Annotated in this window: 14 protein-coding genes; 4 read left to right on the forward strand and 10 right to left on the reverse strand. The window is 37.8% G+C overall.

Annotated features, from left to right (window positions below):
- Nucleotides 1–140: 140 nt before the first annotated feature.
- The 5 genes from P9B04_RS11055 to P9B04_RS11075 form a co-directional block, all read right to left on the reverse strand.
- Nucleotides 141–1,325 carry a HEAT repeat domain-containing protein gene (locus P9B04_RS11055; protein ID WP_446717991.1) on the reverse strand — a complete coding sequence of 395 codons (1,185 nt, stop codon included), beginning with the start codon at nt 1,323–1,325 and terminating at the stop codon, nt 141–143.
- A gap of 70 nt (nt 1,326–1,395) precedes the next feature.
- Entirely contained in the window at nt 1,396–3,069 is a 1,674-nt protein-coding gene (gene nadB, locus P9B04_RS11060) for an L-aspartate oxidase (protein WP_342055043.1), read from the reverse strand.
- A gap of 193 nt (nt 3,070–3,262) precedes the next feature.
- Entirely contained in the window at nt 3,263–4,138 is an 876-nt protein-coding gene (locus tag P9B04_RS11065; protein ID WP_342055044.1) for an S-methyl-5'-thioadenosine phosphorylase, read from the reverse strand.
- A 149-nt stretch (nt 4,139–4,287) separates the two neighbouring features.
- Nucleotides 4,288–4,533, reverse strand: coding sequence for a hypothetical protein (locus P9B04_RS11070; protein ID WP_342055045.1), 246 nt, complete (start codon nt 4,531–4,533; stop codon nt 4,288–4,290).
- Between the two features lie 353 nt (nt 4,534–4,886).
- The gene (locus tag P9B04_RS11075; protein WP_342055046.1) at nt 4,887–5,456 is read right to left on the reverse strand and encodes a DUF721 domain-containing protein; all 570 of its coding nucleotides are present in this window, start codon (nt 5,454–5,456) and stop codon (nt 4,887–4,889) included.
- Nucleotides 5,457–5,570: 114 nt separating this feature from the next.
- On the opposite strand from P9B04_RS11075, the gene P9B04_RS11080 reads away from it, so the two are divergent.
- Both P9B04_RS11080 and P9B04_RS11085 read left to right on the forward strand, forming a co-directional pair.
- The gene (locus P9B04_RS11080; protein ID WP_342055047.1) at nt 5,571–6,674 is read left to right on the forward strand and encodes a SpoIID/LytB domain-containing protein; all 1,104 of its coding nucleotides are present in this window, start codon (nt 5,571–5,573) and stop codon (nt 6,672–6,674) included.
- Between the two features lie 82 nt (nt 6,675–6,756).
- The gene (locus P9B04_RS11085; protein WP_342055048.1) at nt 6,757–7,725 is read left to right on the forward strand and encodes a DUF2207 domain-containing protein; all 969 of its coding nucleotides are present in this window, start codon (nt 6,757–6,759) and stop codon (nt 7,723–7,725) included.
- A gap of 27 nt (nt 7,726–7,752) precedes the next feature.
- Here the strand turns inward: P9B04_RS11085 and cobW are convergent, their stop codons facing one another.
- The 4 genes from cobW to fni form a co-directional block, all read right to left on the reverse strand.
- Nucleotides 7,753–8,781 (reverse strand): cobalamin biosynthesis protein CobW, encoded by a 1,029-nt coding sequence (cobW, locus tag P9B04_RS11090; protein ID WP_342055049.1) that lies wholly within the window; start codon nt 8,779–8,781, stop codon nt 7,753–7,755.
- A gap of 154 nt (nt 8,782–8,935) precedes the next feature.
- Nucleotides 8,936–9,721, reverse strand: a complete 786-nt coding sequence (locus P9B04_RS11095; protein WP_342055050.1) for an ion transporter — start codon at nt 9,719–9,721, stop codon at nt 8,936–8,938.
- Between the two features lie 6 nt (nt 9,722–9,727).
- Nucleotides 9,728–10,501 (reverse strand): hydroxyacylglutathione hydrolase, encoded by a 774-nt coding sequence (gene gloB, locus P9B04_RS11100; RefSeq protein ID WP_342055051.1) that lies wholly within the window; start codon nt 10,499–10,501, stop codon nt 9,728–9,730.
- Nucleotides 10,502–10,873: 372 nt separating this feature from the next.
- Nucleotides 10,874–11,944 carry a type 2 isopentenyl-diphosphate Delta-isomerase gene (gene fni, locus P9B04_RS11105; RefSeq protein WP_342055052.1) on the reverse strand — a complete coding sequence of 357 codons (1,071 nt, stop codon included), beginning with the start codon at nt 11,942–11,944 and terminating at the stop codon, nt 10,874–10,876.
- Between the two features lie 72 nt (nt 11,945–12,016).
- Here fni and P9B04_RS11110 point away from each other — a divergent pair, with 72 nt between their 5' ends.
- A complete protein-coding gene (locus tag P9B04_RS11110) occupies nt 12,017–12,412 on the forward strand; it encodes a hypothetical protein (protein WP_342055053.1) in 396 nt (131 codons plus the stop codon).
- Nucleotides 12,409–15,489 (forward strand): alpha-mannosidase, encoded by a 3,081-nt coding sequence (locus P9B04_RS11115; RefSeq protein WP_342055054.1) that lies wholly within the window; start codon nt 12,409–12,411, stop codon nt 15,487–15,489. The genes P9B04_RS11110 and P9B04_RS11115 overlap by 4 nt, the downstream gene beginning before the upstream one ends.
- Here the strand turns inward: P9B04_RS11115 and P9B04_RS11120 are convergent.
- Nucleotides 15,486–16,145: an ester cyclase gene (locus P9B04_RS11120; RefSeq protein ID WP_342055055.1), complete on the reverse strand. Its 660-nt coding sequence runs from the start codon at nt 16,143–16,145 to the stop codon at nt 15,486–15,488. The two genes, P9B04_RS11115 and P9B04_RS11120, sit on opposite strands and share 4 nt — an antisense overlap.
- Nucleotides 16,146–16,342 lie beyond the last annotated feature (197 nt).

Genomic DNA, 16,342 nt, shown 5'->3' on the forward strand with positions numbered 1-16,342 from the left:
GCCAACATACACAAGAAAATATGTGCTTTCACTCTGTCTCCCTTGTAATGATATAAAGGATTTTAACCTTTTTTGCTCATCCTATCCTTTCAATTTAAGCGAACGGTGAGTCATGACCTTCAATACTCTATATTCTTGCTTTATTCCATTGCATCTGAATAAGACTGTTCCACTGCTACTTCAGAAATATTTTCTCCAGTCATTAAGTCTAAGCGAGGAGGAATTTGAGTATTTAACTGGTTAATTGCCCATTTTGCAGTTTCTTGTACCTCCTGATCGCTGTCATCGATTGCGTGACATAGTAGTTGATAAATTTGGGACATCAATTCATGAATTCTTGTTAAGTCTCGTATAGCATTTTTCCGAACTTGGGGATTCTTATCCTGTAAAGAAAGAGTTAAAGCATGATTCATGGGTTTGAGAGTCCTTGTGCTAATCTGAGAGAGTGCCTCTAAAATCAAACTTCGTTCTTGGGAATCTGTATCAATCATTAAATCTACTAGGGGTTTCATTGCCCGTGAATCAGCAGTTTGTGCTAACTTCCAGATAGCTTGACGACGTTTTTTTGGCTCATTTTCTTGTAATTGCTTGATTAAATTCTCAACTTGATCTCCACTGGGGATGCGGGTCGTTTTTTGAATAGCTAAAACTTTTTCCGAGTCTGGTGTTTCTATCATAACCTCTGAAGAAGTGTCTAATTCCACTGGTTTCTTATCTGTCGAAAATAGTGAGTTTTGATGCTGTTTTTGATTTTCATTATTTTCGTCATGATTTTTAGTCGTTACTGGATCAAGATTTTGACTATTTTTAAGATTAGATTCTAAGTGATCAAATTTCTGGGGTTGCAGTAATTCCTCTTCTAGTTCCTCTCTAGAGTAGGCTGAACCACGGCTTAAAAATCGCCAAGCTAGTATACCAATAGCGGCAATAATTATTATTAAACCAACCCACAAAATAGTGTTATTAGAAGTTAGCTTCCTAAAAGGATTACTTTGTCTTGCTATATAAAATTCGACATTCTGCAGAGCTTGCCGAGCATAAATATCATTGGGACGTGCTTGAAGAGCTTTTTTAAACTCTTTTTGTGCTACTTCATAATCTTTTTGTTCAGTCGCTTCGTATCCTGCTTGCATAGCTAGATCATAATCAGAATTAAAACTAGGGGTAGAGTTAATGTCTGAGGGATTGTCAGCTTGGGCAATTTTCTTTTCTTTTTTCCCAATTTCATCCAATGTCAATAAGTCGGAGTTAGCCAAACTCGGGGAGGGGCAAGTTAGATAAGATAAACAGATTAATATTAGTAGAGGTAAACGATAGTAAATCATCATATCGATTTGAAAAAAGGGATTGATAGTTGTCTTAATTAATAGCTTAAACAGTAAATATATTGACTTCCTAGTTTATCTTACCTTTCCACCACCGATCATCACACACTAGAGTATGTTGCTCCCATTGTTGGTCAGATTTAGGGTAGTCTTGACGATAGTGTCCTCCCCTGCTTTCAGTACGAAATAAGCAACTTTTGAGCATCAGATAAGCAATATCCAAGAGGTTAATTGTTTCAGCACAAATGCGTAAATCACTTTCTTTTGTAGTTGCTTCTAATTTAACCGATTGGCCAGGGAACAAGTCTAGAATAGTTTGACTTACAGACAAGGACTTTAATTGTTTTTGCCATAAGTTAACTTGTGTCATTGCCTCTTCCAAGATAGTTTGATTACGGGAAATACCAGCACTCTGCCAGAGCAACTCAGGTAAGGCACGACGAATTTCTAGAATTTTAGGCATTTCGCGTTGCCATTGTTGTTGATTGTCCATTACAATCTCCGATGTCTTGTTAATAGGAATTGGGGATGTCACATGCAGTTTTGATAATTGAGCGGCAAACACTAAACACTCTAGCAAAGAATTACTAGCAAGGCGATTAGCTCCATGAACTCCTGTACTAGCAGTTTCTCCAATGGCGTAAAGTCCAGCAATAGAAGTGGCATTATTCAAATCCACTTTAACCCCTCCCATCCAATAATGGGCAGCAGGAGCCACTGGAATTGGCTCTTTAAACACATCTACGCCCCAGTTTTGACAAACGCCAATAATATTGGGGAATCGATAATGAATGCGCTCGGTTTCGAGAGGACGTAAATCAAGATAAACATGAGTTTGAGTGGTTTGACCTTGTAAATAGTCGAAAATAGCCCGACTTACCACATCTCTCGGGGCTAACTCTCCAGAAGGATGATAGCGAAAAGCAAACCGTTCTCCTTGCCTATCCACTAAATGGGCTCCTTCACCCCGAACCGCTTCGCTGATCAGAAAATGAGGAGCTCCTGGTTTAGTTAAAGCAGTGGGGTGAAATTGAAAAAATTCCAAGTCTCTGACGATCGCGCCCGCGCGCCAAGCTAGTGCAACTCCGTCTCCTGTACTAACAGAAGGATTGGTGGTTTGAGCATAAACTTGACCACCACCCCCAGTGGCTAAAACAACTGCTCCTGCTTGAATCCAGAAAATTTTTCCTTGATAAAGAACGCTTAAACCTTGGCAATGTTTTTTCTCTGGTTCAATCCATAATTTGAGGGCAATGGCTTGGGAGATAATTTCTATGTTGGGTTGTTCTAGCACTTTGGCCGTTAAAGTCCTGACAATGGCTCGTCCTGTAGTGTCCGCAGCGTGTAACACACGGGGATGGGAATGAGCCGCTTCTAAGGTCATGGCTAGTTTGTCCCCTTGGCGATCAAAGGCTACTCCAAGCTCAACTAGAGATTCGATCGCTGTTTTAGCATGATCTACTAAAAATTGTACCGCACTGAAATCGCATAAACCGGCCCCTGCTTTGAGGGTATCCTCTTGATGAAACTGAGGAGAATCTTCGGGAGAAATGGCGGCCGCAATGCCTCCTTGGGCCCAGTCACTGGCCCCTGTTTTTAAAGCATCCTTGGTAATTAGTCCTATGCGATAGTGACTGGGTAAACGCAGAGCCGCGTACAAACCGGCGGCTCCTGACCCTACCACAATAATGTCAAATTGAGGGATTAAATCCTTTTTTTCTGTAGAGTTATCTAAAGCTATCAAGGTTAATTGGTGGGTTTTTATTATAAGTTTCCTACTATCTTAGCTTTAACTGTTCTAGGAAATCGATAAAAATGTTGAAGGTGAATCTCCTCGTTCTTGGCAGCTCTTTTGTTTTTATTTTTTAGAAGAGGCAGGAGGAAGGCTTCTAATGACTCCTAACTCCTGACGGCTAACTGCTGATTGCTAACTCACGTTATAGATACTTTCTAATGATCATCCCTAACTTTTCTTTTGTTTCTGGTGGGATTTTATCAGGAGGGGTGAGAATGGAGTATTTTAGGGCGGAATGTGCTTCGGAAACTGGGGGGGTGTTATCTATGCGTTTCACTGTTTCTCGGATAACTTTTTGAGCGTTGATGGCATTTTTGCGTAAATTCTCAATAACCATTTCTACGGTGACGTGATCGTGATCCGAATGCCAACAATCGTAATCTGTAACTAGGGCTAATGTGGTATAAGCAATTTCTGCTTCTCGGGCTAATTTTGCTTCTTGTAGGTTAGTCATACCGATAACAGACGCGCCCCAACTGCGGTATAAATTAGATTCAGCGATGGTAGAAAAGGCTGGTCCCTCCATACAAACATAAGTGCCTCCTTTGTGTAAGGTAATATCAGGTAATTGTAAACTTTCTACTGCTTCCTCTAAAATAGTGGCTAGTTGGAGACAAACTGGATCACCAAAACCGATATGGGCTACAATACCTTGACCAAAAAATGTCGAAACTCGGCCATGGGTGCGATCGATAAATTGATGGGGGATGACCATATCTAGGGGTTTTATTTCTTCTTTGAGGGAACCCACCGCAGAAGCTGAGATTAAGTATTCAACCCCTAACTGTTTCATCCCGTAAACATTTGCCCGAAATGGCAACTCCGAAGGCATTAAATGATGGTTGCGACCGTGACGGGCTAAAAAAGCCACTGCAACCCCTTCTAGGTTGCCCAAAATGAAGGCATCGGAAGGTTTACCGAAAGGAGTATCTAAATAAACTTCTTGTACGTCCTCGAGTCCATCCATCTTATATAAACCGCTACCGCCTAGAATGCCTATTTTTGCTTGAGTGACCATTGATACAACGTATTGATTGTAAATGTGCTGTTATTAAAAATAACATCTTTATGTTCACAAAGATGTTACTTTTAGTACACTGATTAGAGTTGAAAAAATTTTTTAACGAGTTATTCTAATTCGGAACAGAATCAAAATTAGTGATGAATTTAAGTGTTAACTTTTTGCTCTGATTTTACATTATCAGAATATTCAAGTATTAAAGAGTTTTCTAACTTAACAACTTTTTCTAAACTTTCCCAAGGTTGGGTAAACGGGGCAACAGCCAAACTACAAGCCTTCCATTCTGAACGAACTGGAACACCCAATTGTTGGCACATACCTCCTCGACGACCTTCTGTCTGATAATAGCGACAAAAGCGACAAGATGAGGTCAAAAAATTATGGGGTTTCATTGGTGTTTTACCGTAAGGCGTAAGATTTGATATATTCAGGATTTTCTTTCTAAGTCTTATTATCTAACATCAGCTAAATAGAATTTAATCTGCTCACTTAGTCCTCTGTCTTGATTTGACTGTTTTCTTCTATACTTAAATTTTTAGATTTTTTTAATATTTGTTTTACAAAAGTAAATGAACTATCCGAATAATCAAAGAAAGTTAATGAAATTAATTTTCTTAAATTGAGCAAATTGGCAAAGAAAATACTGGGGATCAAGGGTAAAAAGAAAACTATCGAGAGAAAACTTCATCAACAATGAGGAATTATACGGAGAAAAACAGCACTTATGCCATTGCTAACTGAATAATTACTCTAAGGTTGACAGAGATTTTGTGGACCAATGTTGCGTTATGCAAAGATAACACTTTGACCATCTTTCTAGTTCAATGTCAGGGGTTGGACGATGGCATTGTGGACACAACTGGAGGTGTTGGAGATGGTGAGCGATCGCAGTAGTCCATCGTTGAAAAGCTTCTTCTGGGGTGGTGGTAATTGATTTTTCTATGGGGGATACACCGTCGGTATGGGCAAATAAGTTTTGCTTTGTTGTTACGTATGAGGGGTGTTGTTGACTTGGATGATTATGCCATTGAGCAGGAGAAAACCGAAGTTTGTGCAAAGGAGAAGCAGATAAACGATGGTTTAGTTGCTTCAGTAGGGAATAACTTTGAAACGATAATTGTTGGGCCCAAACGGAACTAGAAGTGGAGATCCAAAGCATATCTCTTTGAACATATAAGGGTTGACTGTGGGATGCGGCTGGTTTTGGGACTATAGTCGACCAAATTTCACAGATTTCAACATAGCGACGATATTCGTCCCACTGGGGACGTTTTGCCATAACTTGAAGCAAGCGATCGAGGGAAGATAAGGACATAGTTGAGGGTGAAATTGGTTAACAGTTATCAGTTATCAGTTATATTAATGAAGGCGTTTGTTAATCGACATTGTAATTATTTTCATTTCTTAAGGGTGTTGCGTTGGTTGCATTATGAAAAAGTTGTTAAAAAACTTATTGGTCAACCGTCCCCAACTGTGGGGTATTCCTTTGTTATGCGCGGCGAGTGTTCCTTTTATTGCTGCCTATTGGCAACCGTCAGATCCTGTTGGGGAAGCTAAACTCCAAACGACTGCTTTACCCCCTCTGAGTCAGTTACAACCTTCTCAGAAATCATCAGAGGTGAAAAGCCAAAAGTCAGAGGTACAAAAACCATATTTGAAACAACCTTCTCAGCAACCAGAGGTTGATACTCAGGAGTCGGTTAACCCTCCTCAAAAGTCAGAGGTGAAAAAGCCGGTTACCTCCCCACCGTCCCGAATGTCACCTCCTTCTCCCAAGTCTTTAGCGGCAGCACCGCCGGACTATCAACCTCCTCCTCTCGATATTCGTGTGGCTATTTTACGAGATGTTCCAGGAACCAATTTAGGGGTGTCAGGACAAGCAGTAGTAAGCGATCGCAATAATAAGCAGTTAAAAACCCTCTCGGGTTCCCAAGGATGGAATGTGGGACCAAATGGGGGTTCTTTATCTTTTGGGGGACAGTCTTTGCCCGGAGTTGTTTGGGTGCAACCGACAGAAGGTAGTCTCATCTATGTAGGCGATCGCTGGTATCGGGGCAAAATCTTACTGGTTTCCAAGGGTAACAGCTTACTAGTGGTTAATCATGTGAATTTTGAGCAGTATTTATATAGTGTTGTGGGAAGTGAAATGCACGCTAATGCACCCACAGAAGCTCTCAAAGCTCAAGCGATCGCTGCTCGGTCTTATGCTTTAGTTCACATGATCCGCCCGGCGAGTTCTTGGTACGATCTAGGTAATACCCAACGTTGGCAGGTGTATAAGGGGTTAAACAGTGAGTATAATACCGGTCATCACGCAGTAAGAAGCACCAAAGGACAGATTTTGAGCCATCGAGGGGGTGTGGTGGAGTCCCTTTATGCAGCTACGGATGAAATTGTGGCCCGCGCTCATAAGGGACGGGGAATGAGTCAAACGGGGGCTTATGAATTAGCCAGAAAAGGTTACGACTATCAAGAGATTTTGGACTACTATTATCCTGGGGTAGGTTTAGCGAGATTAGTTTTGAGTAACTAACGTTAAGTAAAGTTTTGTTAAAAAATTCGGATGTATGGGTGCTTTTTCCAGATAACTCCATAGGAACTATTCTGGAGCCAACATGAAAAAGAACATCATCCATGTCTCAACTAAAACAGTTTGGTTGAGACATCTTCGGAGAATTGCTGTAGCGATTATCAGTTGTTTGGTTGTTTTGCTTTCAAATTTAGTCATTACTGATAATTTATATCCCGTAAATGCTCAAAGCCATTTACCTTTTTATTGGGATTTTATCAATGTTGACATTGATGTTCAAAAAAACGGAGATATGCTGGTTAAAGAAACTCAAAAATATACTTTTAATCAAAATTATTCTAACCAGCGTTACCGTTATATTCCCCTTGATAAAGTCGATGACATTACCGATGTATCTGTAACGGAAGATGGCAAAATCTTAGGAAGAATAGCTAGGAAAGCAAACAATAATTTAATTATTGAATGGAAGCATGAGCCTATTATTAACCCACCAGAATCTCATACTTTTGTGATTAGTTATCGTGTTATTGGTGGCTTACATATTGAAACAGAACCTAACGTGGATAAAGTCTATTGGAAAGCTATTTTTCCTGATCGTAAATCTCCCATAAAAAATGCTAAAGTTACAGTGAAATTACCTCAAGAATCAGTAGGAAATATTATTGATATTAAAAGTTTTGGACTTCCCACTCAATCATCTTGGATTGATAATAGAACTGTAGAATTTATTTCTTTGGGTCAGATTCTTCCACAAAAAGAAATTGAAGTTCAAGTTAGTTTCCCTCATGATATCTTGAATTTACCCCGTCCTTATTGGCAATCGAATATTAAACAGGTAATTGATCAAACAGAACCCTTGATCAATAACATTATTAGCTTCTTATTTAGCATTGGTTATTATGGTTGGTTAATTATTTGGATAATGTCATCGATGATATTTCGTCGTGGTGGTTATAGTGGTGGCGGTGGTGATGGCGGTGGCGGCGGTGGCGGCGGCGGCGGTGGTGGTGGTGGCGGAGGCGGAGGCGGCGGTGGTGGCGGCGGCGGCGGCTAAAATAGGGTCTAACCTATGCTCCAACTCCTATAATTGTTCTTCGATCGCTTCTTGCCTTAATTCTCTACCAATGAAGACTAAACGGGTTTGTTTGAGTTCATCTTTGCGCCAAGGGCGATCGTAGAAATAATCGAAGCGATCGCCGACTCCTTGTAACACTAAACGCATGGGTTTATTAGGAACATGGACAAAGCCTTTAATACGATAAATCTCGTTATCTTCTACTAATTTTGTTAAAGTTGTCACTAATTTTTTGGGTTCATAAGCTTGTTCAAGGGTAATTTGTACGGAGTTAATTTCATCGTCGTGATCGTGTTCTTCTTCGTGATCGTGATGAGAAGGACGGGTTTCTAAGTTATCTTCCACTGCTGCATTAAACCCTAATAAAATGTCAGGACTAATTTGACCTTGATTACAGGAAACAACTTTGACACCAGGGCGTAATTCTTGGGATAACCAGGTTTTAATTTTATGTAATTCTGTCTCTTTAACTAAGTCTGTTTTGGTGAGTAATACTAAGTCTGCACAAGCTAATTGATCCTCGAATAATTCTTCGATTGGGGTTTCGTGTTCGAGGTTGGGATCGGCTTTTCTTTGTGCTTCTAATGCGTCTATATCTCCCACTAATGTACCAGAAGCTAATGCTTGACAATCCACTACTGTTACTACACCATCGACGGTAGCACTGTTACGAATATCTGGCCAACGAAAGGCTTGTACTAGGGGTTTTGGTAGGGCTAAACCGGAGGTTTCTATTAACATACAATCGAGGGATTCTCTTCGTTCTAGAAGTTGTTGCATGGTGGGATAAAATTCTTCTTGAACGGTGCAACAGAGACAACCATTATTGAGTTCTATAATATTTTCGTTAGGGTTATCTTCTTCATCACAAATTTGGCAATCTTTTAGTAATTCTCCATCGATTCCTACTTCTCCAAATTCGTTGACTAATACTGCAATACGTCGCTTTTGATTATTTTGTAAAAGGTGTCGCACTAATGTGGTTTTTCCTGCGCCTAAAAAGCCTGTGATGACTGTAACGGGGATTTTGTGCATTTATTAATTTTCTCTAGAATTCTCTATCCTGTCGGATCTTATCACACTCAGCTTATTCCAAAAGTTATAATAAGAATTATTTAATATTTTTGATTATTTGAAAAACTGGATCAAATTCTTGATTATTTCTTTTTACTAAGGTTAATTTATAGGCTCATAACTTAGTTCCACAAATCTTACAAAAGTTGGCATCACGATCATGATATTTTAAGCCACAATAAGAACAAGTTAGATTACTTTGTTGACTATTTTGTAAGAACTTTTGGGTTAAAATGCTGAGTTGCCAAGGAATCAAGAGAATTCCCGAAAAAATCATAATCACCGTTAAAATTCTTCCTGCTTCTGAAAGGGGAATTACATCACCAAATCCTACGGTTGTCATGGTGACAACGGAGAAGTACAAAGCATCAAAAAAAGTTTGAAAAACTTCTGGATTACTATAATGTTCAACTTGATAAATAGCTCCAGAATAGATAAAAATTAAGGAAAATATAATCAAAAATATCCTCACCAAAATAATGCCGTCCTCTGACTTTATTTTAAATAAAGATGTTTCAAAATTTATCAATCTTAGTAGTCTTAAAACTCGGAACCATCGGAGAATACTAATAAAGCGTATATCAACGAAACCGATAAATAAAGGGAAAATAGAAAGTAAATCAATAAAAGAAAAAATACTAAAGATAAATCTTCGTTTTGATTCTGCACACAAAAAACGAATGGAGTATTCAATAGCAAATAGGAATAGAATCATCTTGTCTAATTGATCCAATACTCCTAAAATATTCCCAGACCAATGATAAGTTTCTACGACAAAAATACCAGAAGATAATAAAATAAGCCCCAAAATTACTAAATTAATAGTGATGCCGATGGGGCTACTAAAATCATCTAAGTAGTGTGATATTTTTTCCTTAAATTTGAAGTTTTGTACTTCCATCACTAATTAAAAATTATCTTTCATCCCTCTAATTTTCCCAAAAACTCTAGCCGGATCGTTCATTCCTACTAAAGTTTGTAAAGTTGGTTGATCCCACCGAAGAAAAGGGTTGGTTTTCTTTTCTTCCCCTAATAAAGAAGGAACGGTTGCTTGCTCATTTTGACGTGCTTTAATAACCTCTTGATAACGGGTTTGTAAATCGTTATTATCCTGTTCTAAAGTGACGGCAAATTCAAGGTTACTTAGGGTATATTCATGCGCACACCAAACGCGGGTATTGTCGGGTAAGTTTCTCAGTTTAGTTAAGGATTGAACCATTTGTGCTGGTGTGCCTTCAAATAAACGACCACACCCACCAGCAAAAATAGTGTCACCACAAAATAAGTCTCCTTTTTCTTCTGAATTATTGGGGGGAAAATAATAAGCAATGTGTCCCCGAGTATGACCAGGAACAAAGTATACTTTGCCTATTTTTTCAGCAAATTTTATCGTGTCTCCTTCTTCTAAAAAAACTTTTTGTCCTGGAATTCTTCCTTGATCTTCTTTGCCTCCGTAAATACAAACATCAGGAAATTTCTCCATTAATTTTTTATTTGCTCCTACATGATCGGCGTGGTGATGGGTGTTAAAAATAGCGACTAATTTTGCTCCTAATTGATCTAAGCAATTTAACACTGGTTTTGCCTCTGCCGGATCAACAACTGCTGCGGTTTTATTATTGGTGTCATGTAAGAGAAAAATGTAATTATCAGATAATGCAGGTAAACGTTTAATTTCCATCAAAATAATTGTTTTACTTCTCTTCTATTTTATAGTTTAATCATCTATTTTATATCTATAAGTGCTTTGTTCTCTTTTGTATGTACTATATTTGTATTTTAAATCTTAGCTTTTTGCCCTCGTTGTCCAAAAAATAGTAACATTAGATACTAAATACCTAACAAACTGTTCACGCGTGATACAAAATTATTGAAAATATTTCTTGTTAAGTAACGAAGCAATGGGGTTGACAGACCATACTACTTTTTTATATACTGAAGGGCAATATAGGGAGTATGGGTACGAAATATGTCTAACTATACATTATTTCGAGACAAGTGATAATACTTGATGTCTTTGGTATCACTTAGATGAACATGGAATCTTCCTAACTTAATACAAACTGTTTTTATGATGTAACTGAACTTGTTTTAACTGTTTTAAATTAGAAACCCCGGCGCAAAAAGTAGCAATTTTCAGGGTTTCTAATAAAATTGAGAACTTATCGTAAACTGCTTGAGATTCATAAGTAGCAGCATCTAATATAGGGGCTGCAGTACCTACCAAAGTTGCTCCTAATGCGATCGCTTTAGCGGCATCAATGCCAGTACGAATACCCCCACTAGCGAATATGGGTAACTCAGGAACAGCTTTACTTACCTGCATCAAAGACACGGCCGTAGGAATGCCCCAACCAGCAAAACAATGGGCAATTTGACGGCGACGAGAATCGTTTTGTCTGTATGCTTCTACTTCACTCCAACTGGTGCCACCAGATCCTGCTACATCGATCGCAGATACTCCACATTCAGCCAAACGACTAGCAACCTTGCCACTGATACCATTGCCTACTTCTTTTGCGATGATGGGAACCTCTAAGCAAGTGGCTAGAGTTGCGATTTTGTTGTAGAGTCCTTTCCAGTTGCGATCGCCTTCTGCTTGGACAGCTTCTTGTAAGGGGTTAAGATGGAGTATTAAAGCATCAGCCTCGATCATTTCTACTGCTTTTTTAGCTTCATCGATGCCGTAACCATAATTAAGTTGTACTGCCCCCAGGTTAGCGAATAAAGGGATGTCGGGAGCAACTTGTCTTATTTGATAGGTTTTGCCTAAACTGGGTTGCTCGATCGCTGCCCGTTGGGAACCCACTCCCATAGCAATTCCGAGAGCTTGGGCTGCTTCTGCTAAATTCAAGTTGATAGCGTGGGCATTATCTGTGCCTCCGGTCATGCTACTAATTAGTAGAGGGGCTTGTAACCTTCTGCCCCACAGTTGTAAGCTAAGATCGACTTCATCGAGATCCACATCAGGAAGGGCATCGTGTTCGATGAAAAATTGCTCAAACCCTGTGGTAATACCTTTACCTGTGACATCTTTTTCTAGAACAATATTGATATGATCGGCTTTTCTGTTTTCGATTAAGGTAGGGGGGATCAGGGAAGATTCATTCACAGGGTGAGACATAGGCTAAAGTATGGAATGTCGGGTTTTCTAGCTTATCTTAGCAAAAACGAAAAATATGGGGAGTATTATAAAATGCTTAAACGTTTACGAAGCTCTTTTCCTCAATATTGGACGGGAATTTATTTAAAGTTATTATCCATTTGTCTACTTTATGGTGCTTTGGTTCATTGTGCCAACATTTTAAGTTTAGGGGATGTTTCTTGGTTAGACACACCGCTTCATTGGCGAGTTATGGATGTTATTTTATTAGCCTTCAATGGAATCACATCTATTAGTCTTTGGTATCAATCTTTTTACGGTACTTTTGCTTTTTTTGTCGGCATTATTTTCTTGCAGATTATTCCCTATACTTTGTTTCATCAGTATTTTATCATTAATCCAGAAGATATAGAAACTTTAAATGGGTTAATGGGGACGGAGATACTTCTGATAACAATTTTGATTATTTTAATGGTTGCTAAAAAATGAAAATTACTGAAACAATTGATAAGTTACGTCGCTTAACACAAGTCAGTGTACAAAATAAATGGTTAGGGACTTCAGAAGAAATAGACATCAATAATATTAATTTTGATCGATTAGAATCGATTATAGCTAACGAGAAAGGTTATTTAACCTGGGAGGCAGGAAATAAGGTTCAATGGTTAATCCAAAAAATGGTTATTCCTGGACAACTAAATAATTATCCTTTACAATACCTTTCTTTGAGATTATCTCTGGTTTGGTGGGCAGAAATAGCACAAATTTTTGTCAATGGAAAGCTAGTTCAAGAGGGAGATTTATTTGACTCTTTGGGAAGGATTTTATTGACTAATTGTGTGGAACGAGGACAAGAATTTTTAGTTTGTTTACGGTTAGTTAGTCCAGGTCATGATATTGGAGCGTTAATGAAGTCTGAGTTAATCTATGAGAACGATTATAAGTCAATTGATCCTGGTTTTGTTGCTGATGAAATGTCTATCTTATACCAATATTCATCGGTATTTTTTCCTGAAAATTTAGGCTTTATAGAAGAAAGAATAAATTGTATTAACTGGAACTATGTTGCTGATGCCAATAAGTTTAATAACGAATTAATTAAGCTAAGACAACAATTAGAAACATTAAGCGATGATATTAAACAACGTCATTTTAACATTGTTGGTCATGCTCATTTAGATATGGCTTGGTTATGGACAGTGGACGAAACTTGGGAAGTAGCAGAACGAACTTTTAGATCGGTTATTAACTTACAAAAAGAATTTAATCACCTCACATTTTGCCATACAACCCCTGTTCTTTATGAATGGATAGAAAAAAATCGTCCCGAACTTTTTAAACAGATTCAAGCCTCGTATAAAGCAGGTACATGGGAAATTTTGGGAGGGATGTGGGTGGAACCAGAGGTTAATTTAGTTTCAGGAGAATCCCTGGTGAGACAATTGTTATATGGACAAAAATATATCAAAGAAAAATTTGGAAACATTACGGAAATTGCCTGGTTACCTGACAGTTTTGGTTTCTGTTTCCAGTTACCTCAAATATTTAAAGAAAGTGGTATTAACTATTTTGTTACAGGAAAACTTCACTGGAATAATACCGCAGAATTTCCCTATGGTGCATTTTGGTGGCAGTCTCTTGATGGCACACAATTATTAACAGTAATGTCTCCTCCAAATGTAGAAGGGGTGATGACAACTAATCCCATAACTATGACTAATTACAGTGTGAAATGGGAACAACAAACGGGTTTACAAGAAATGTTATGGATACCAGGAGTTGGGGATCATGGTGGTGGTCCAACTCGTGACATGATAGAGGTTAGCGAACGATGGAAGCAGTCTCCTTTCTTCCCAAAAATAGATTTTACAACCTCAAAAAATTATCTGGATAAGGTTAGAAATACTGTTAAAAATGGCTTCGATATTCCTATATGGGATGATGAACTGTACTTAGATTTACATCGAGGTTGTTATACTACCCACGCAGATCAAAAATATTATAATCGTCGTAGCGAAGAACTATTATATCAAGGGGAATTATGGTCATGTATTGCAGCTATGATTGAAAATAAAGCTATAGATAATGAAGTTAAAAGTAATATAGAAGATGCTTGGAAAAAAGTATTATTTAACCAATTCCACGACATCTTACCTGGAACCTCCATTTCGGAGGTATTTGTACAAGCAAATCAAGACTGGAAAGAAGTTCAAACTATTGGTAACAATATCTTACAGTCTGCGCTGAAACAAGTCGTTGCCAGTATTGATATTCCTACTATGTCAGAGTTAGAGGAAAAAATAGTTATCATTTTCAACTCCCTAAGTTGGCAACGATCAGAAATAGTAGAGATTGATAGTATTGATGATAATTATGATGTTTATGATTTAGAAAAAAATAAACTTGTAACTCAAGTTAATCACGAGAAAAAATTATTATTTTTAGCTGAAGAAATACCTAGTTTTGGTTATCGTGTTTTTTGGTTAGTACCTAGTGAGATCAAGAAAGAGAAAGAAAAAATATTGTATCAAAACAAAATAATCTTAGAAAATAATTTTTTAAAAGTAAAAATTAATAATAAAACGGGAAATATTGATAGTATTTATGATAAAATTCACAAAATAGATATTTTAAAAGAGGAAGGAAATCAATTACAAAGCTTCCGAGATCAAGGACAGTATTGGGATGCTTGGAATATTGATCCTAATTATAATAATCATCCTTTACCAGATACAGAACTAAAATCTATAGAAGTATTAGAAACAGGTCCTATACAATGGAAGATAAGAGTGATTAAACAATTAGGTAAATCAGAGTTTATACAAGATTATATATTGCAGAAAAAATCAACAGTTTTGAAAATAAAAACCCAAGTTAATTGGCAAGAAAGCTATGTTTTAGTAAAGGCTTCATTTCCACTTAACTTAACAGCAGACTATACAAGTTATGAGATTCCCTTTGGAACTATTAAACGAACAAACCATCCCCAAACTGATTATGAAAAAGCAAAATGGGAAGTTCCAGGGTTAAGATGGGCAGATTTAACCGATAATAGTAAAAACTACGGCGTTAGTTTGTTAAATGACTGTAAATATGGCTACGATAGTCAAAGCGATCGCCTTAGACTGACTTTATTAAAAAGTCCCCGATGGCCAGATCCCACTTGTGACATTGGACACCATGAATTTACCTATGCTATCTATCCCCATAAAGGAAGTTGGCAACAGGCAAAAACAGTCCAAAAAGCACGTGAATTGAATATTCCCTTACAAGTTATGATCATTAATAAGAATATTAATAATCATGGAAAACTACCTCCTCTATTTTCAGCTTTAAAAGTATCACCAGATAACCTGATTGTATCTGCATTAAAACCAGGAGAGGAGGAAAAAAATAACTATATTTTGCGTTGTTACGAATGCGAAGGAAAATCTGCTATAATGGAGATTAATGGGGACTTAAACCTTAAGTTAGATCAAAGGTTGAATCTATTAGAAGAAAAAGTCGATCATGACAATCAGATCGAACCTTGGAAAATTGTTAGTTTTAGCCTTAACTGCGATTAATGAGCAACAGGACAACCAGAGGTTAGCTTTTTCAGAAAAGTGCTATTATCAAAATAATGTTCGATGGATAAAATCTTGAGATCATCGGTTAATTTGGCTACGCTAATACCTCTAATTTCAATGGTTTCTCCTGTGGGTTGATGGTCTTTATAGGGACCACTAAAAGTTCCCCAGTGTCGCCATTTAAAGGTAACATTAGGAGGCCCTGATAAAACTTCGATTAGTTCCCATAAAAAGCCATTGGGAAAGGCTTTATGAAATAGCTCAAAGGAAGATTGAAAGTCTTCTGCAGTGGGATCGTAACCTGGGGTTTTGTCGATAAAAAGGTTATAGGTTCCCTGTTCGCTCACCTCTTCTGCGGTGTAGGAAGGACCCCCGTTACTACTCATTTGAAATTTATCTGTAACGATGGAAAGCCATTGCTGAGGATCGGTTTTATGAGAAGCTTCCATCTCAAAAGTTCTTACCAAATTTTGAGCGATCGCTTCTAAAGAACCGGGTACATGATTATGTTGACTTTCTTTGTGTAAATACTGATCGGTATAGGAATAATCTGGCTTTTCTCCGTTGCGCCATTTAACCCCTTCATCATGGGATAAAACGGTATTGCGGTCTTGCACCCAAAGGGGTAACTGTGTATTTTGCTCACTACTCATTCAATAGGTTCCTGTGGCGAAATTAATTCATTGATCACAATTTATTATAGAAAATACTCACAAATCCTTGTACAAATAAACCTAAATTTTTTCTTTAATTTTTAATCCTTATTGCCGAACTTATAGAGAGTATTCAACGCAAGAAAAGACTCCAAAATCTTCGGGAAAGAAAGAGCTTCCTTCCCTATTTCTTAAGC

The organism is Crocosphaera sp. Alani8, assembly GCF_038442745.1.
In the GTDB taxonomy this organism is placed as follows: domain Bacteria; phylum Cyanobacteriota; class Cyanobacteriia; order Cyanobacteriales; family Microcystaceae; genus Crocosphaera.

What these genes read in the sequence shown, in the direction of transcription:
- P9B04_RS11055 (WP_446717991.1), bottom strand. Translation starts at nt 1,325, where the DNA reads ATGATTTACTATCGTTTACCTCTACTAATATTAATCTGTTTATCTTAT.
- P9B04_RS11065 (WP_342055044.1), bottom strand. Translation starts at nt 4,138, where the DNA reads ATGGTCACTCAAGCAAAAATAGGCATTCTAGGCGGTAGCGGTTTATAT.
- P9B04_RS11070 (WP_342055045.1), bottom strand. Translation starts at nt 4,533, where the DNA reads ATGAAACCCCATAATTTTTTGACCTCATCTTGTCGCTTTTGTCGCTAT.
- P9B04_RS11075 (WP_342055046.1), bottom strand. Translation starts at nt 5,456, where the DNA reads ATGTCCTTATCTTCCCTCGATCGCTTGCTTCAAGTTATGGCAAAACGT.
- P9B04_RS11080 (WP_342055047.1), top strand. Translation starts at nt 5,571, where the DNA reads ATGAAAAAGTTGTTAAAAAACTTATTGGTCAACCGTCCCCAACTGTGG.
- P9B04_RS11085 (WP_342055048.1), top strand. Translation starts at nt 6,757, where the DNA reads ATGAAAAAGAACATCATCCATGTCTCAACTAAAACAGTTTGGTTGAGA.
- cobW (WP_342055049.1), bottom strand. Translation starts at nt 8,781, where the DNA reads ATGCACAAAATCCCCGTTACAGTCATCACAGGCTTTTTAGGCGCAGGA.
- P9B04_RS11095 (WP_342055050.1), bottom strand. Translation starts at nt 9,721, where the DNA reads ATGGAAGTACAAAACTTCAAATTTAAGGAAAAAATATCACACTACTTA.
- gloB (WP_342055051.1), bottom strand. Translation starts at nt 10,501, where the DNA reads ATGGAAATTAAACGTTTACCTGCATTATCTGATAATTACATTTTTCTC.
- fni (WP_342055052.1), bottom strand. Translation starts at nt 11,944, where the DNA reads ATGTCTCACCCTGTGAATGAATCTTCCCTGATCCCCCCTACCTTAATC.
- P9B04_RS11110 (WP_342055053.1), top strand. Translation starts at nt 12,017, where the DNA reads ATGCTTAAACGTTTACGAAGCTCTTTTCCTCAATATTGGACGGGAATT.
- P9B04_RS11115 (WP_342055054.1), top strand. Translation starts at nt 12,409, where the DNA reads ATGAAAATTACTGAAACAATTGATAAGTTACGTCGCTTAACACAAGTC.
- P9B04_RS11120 (WP_342055055.1), bottom strand. Translation starts at nt 16,145, where the DNA reads ATGAGTAGTGAGCAAAATACACAGTTACCCCTTTGGGTGCAAGACCGC.